Raw genomic sequence first — 1,664 nt, forward strand, 5'->3', positions numbered from 1 at the left:
GTCCGACACCCTGCGGTGTCGGACAACCGGCGGTCAGTGGGCGGGCTCCCGGAGAACAGTCGCTGAAGACGTGTCCAGGATGCGGACAAGTCCGTTCTTGAGTCGCTTGGGTCGCTCAGTCGCTGCCCGCCGTCCCGTCAACCCACGACGAAACGATCTCGCTTCCTGCACAAAAGCGCCCGTAGGAAGGGCAGCGACCCAAGCGACTGCCGGCCCAAATCTCTGCCAGCATCCTGGACGAGAGCACTGCGCTCTTGGAATTCCCCAGGGACGGCCAACTGTGGCGCCCCGCTGACGGCCATGGATGGTCCCCCGCCCGTGGCCAGAAGCACGCTCCGTGACGGTCCTCACGAAGGGTCCTCACGAAGGCTGTCGCGCAGCTCAAGCAGTTCGCGGCGGCGGGACTGCGCCCGTACCAGGAGCAGTCCCGCGGTGGCAACAAGGCCGGCACCGGCCAATGCGACTGCCAGCGTCCCGGCCGTGGTGCCGCGCACTGCGGCCACCGCGACCCCGGCGACGCCGGTCACCGCAGTCACCACCAGAGCGAGCCGGGCACCCAGCACCCGGTCCCGGGCGAACAGCGGCCGCCGCCTGCTCAGAACCCAGCCGGCGAAGGCGGCCCAGGCCAGCCCCACCGTGATCAGCCCGGCGAAGGCAGCCCGGGTGCGAAAGGGGAGTGGACCCGGCTCGGTTGCCCACAGCACCGAGACCAGCGCCGCTCCACACCCTCCCGCCAGTCCCACGGCAACGTGCCGCATCCGCGAGCGCAGCGAGACCTCCGCCGCCAGCGCGCGCTCCAGCTCCGCCGGCACCTCCCGGGGTGCCCCGTGGCTCTGCTCGCTCATGCCTCGTATCCCTTCTCGATCAGGACGTCCCGCAACATGCGGCGGGCGCGGTGCAGCCTGCTCTTGACCGTGCCGGGCGGCACGCCCAGCACCTCAGCGCAGGCGGCCAGGGACAGATCCTGCAGGTGGAACAGGATCAGCGCTTCGCGCTCCAGCGGCGGCAGGTCGGAAAGGCCCGCTTCGATCTCCATCGTGTTCAGGACGCCACTGGAGGAGTCATCGTGATCGGCGACAGCCTCGCCCTCCGCGGCCGAGGTCGCCTGGGCCGTGTACGCCTGCCGCAGGTGGTCGACCACCGTGCGCCGGGCAATGGTGAACAGCCACGGGGCAAAACGCTCAGGCTGCCGCAGGCGCGGGAATCCGCGCACCACGGCAACCCACGCCTCCTGGGCAAGATCGTCCGCGATGTCCGGGGATCCCACCATGCTCCGCACATAGCGCCACAGCGGCGTGTGCCAGACGCGTACCAGCTCGCTGAACGCCTCCCGCTCCCCGAGCTGGCAACGCACCACCAACAGCAGTCCGTTGTGCCTGTCCTCGTTCACCCGCACCTCCTGGTCACGCGCCGCGCGTCATCGGAACAGTCGGCATCCGGGACAGAAAGGTTCACAGGGCCTTGAGCAGTCCAGTCAGACCTTCCTCACCGAGCCGAAGGCGAACTCCCCGTGGCCGGCCAGCGATGCGGTGCCCGGCTCCGGGACCGGGGCGTTGTCCCGGGTCCACGTGTCGGCGACGGGTGAAAACTGACCGCTGATCGGCGGTCCAAACGAGACCCGCTTCGCGATCTTCCCATCATCCTGATCTTCATCGAGGGTCAGG

Annotated in this window: 3 protein-coding genes; all 3 read right to left on the reverse strand. The window is 69.4% G+C overall.

Annotated elements, in window-relative coordinates; translation table 11 throughout:
* Positions 1 to 347: 347 nt before the first annotated feature.
* Positions 348 to 845: a transmembrane transport protein gene (locus ACFWJ4_RS41545; protein ID WP_380554666.1), complete on the reverse strand. Its 498-nt coding sequence runs from the start codon at positions 843 to 845 to the stop codon at positions 348 to 350.
* On the reverse strand, positions 842 to 1,390 hold the full coding sequence (locus ACFWJ4_RS41550) for an RNA polymerase sigma factor (protein ID WP_380554669.1): 549 nt from the start codon (positions 1,388 to 1,390) through the stop codon (positions 842 to 844). The genes ACFWJ4_RS41545 and ACFWJ4_RS41550 overlap by 4 nt, the downstream gene beginning before the upstream one ends.
* A gap of 84 nt (positions 1,391 to 1,474) precedes the next feature.
* Positions 1,475 to 1,664 (reverse strand): hypothetical protein (locus ACFWJ4_RS41555; protein WP_380554672.1); only part of this gene is annotated, 190 nt, incomplete at its 5' end.

The sequence above is a fragment of the Kitasatospora sp. NPDC127067 genome, assembly GCF_042724755.1.
In the GTDB taxonomy this organism is placed as follows: Bacteria; Actinomycetota; Actinomycetes; order Streptomycetales; family Streptomycetaceae; genus Kitasatospora; species Kitasatospora lactacystinica.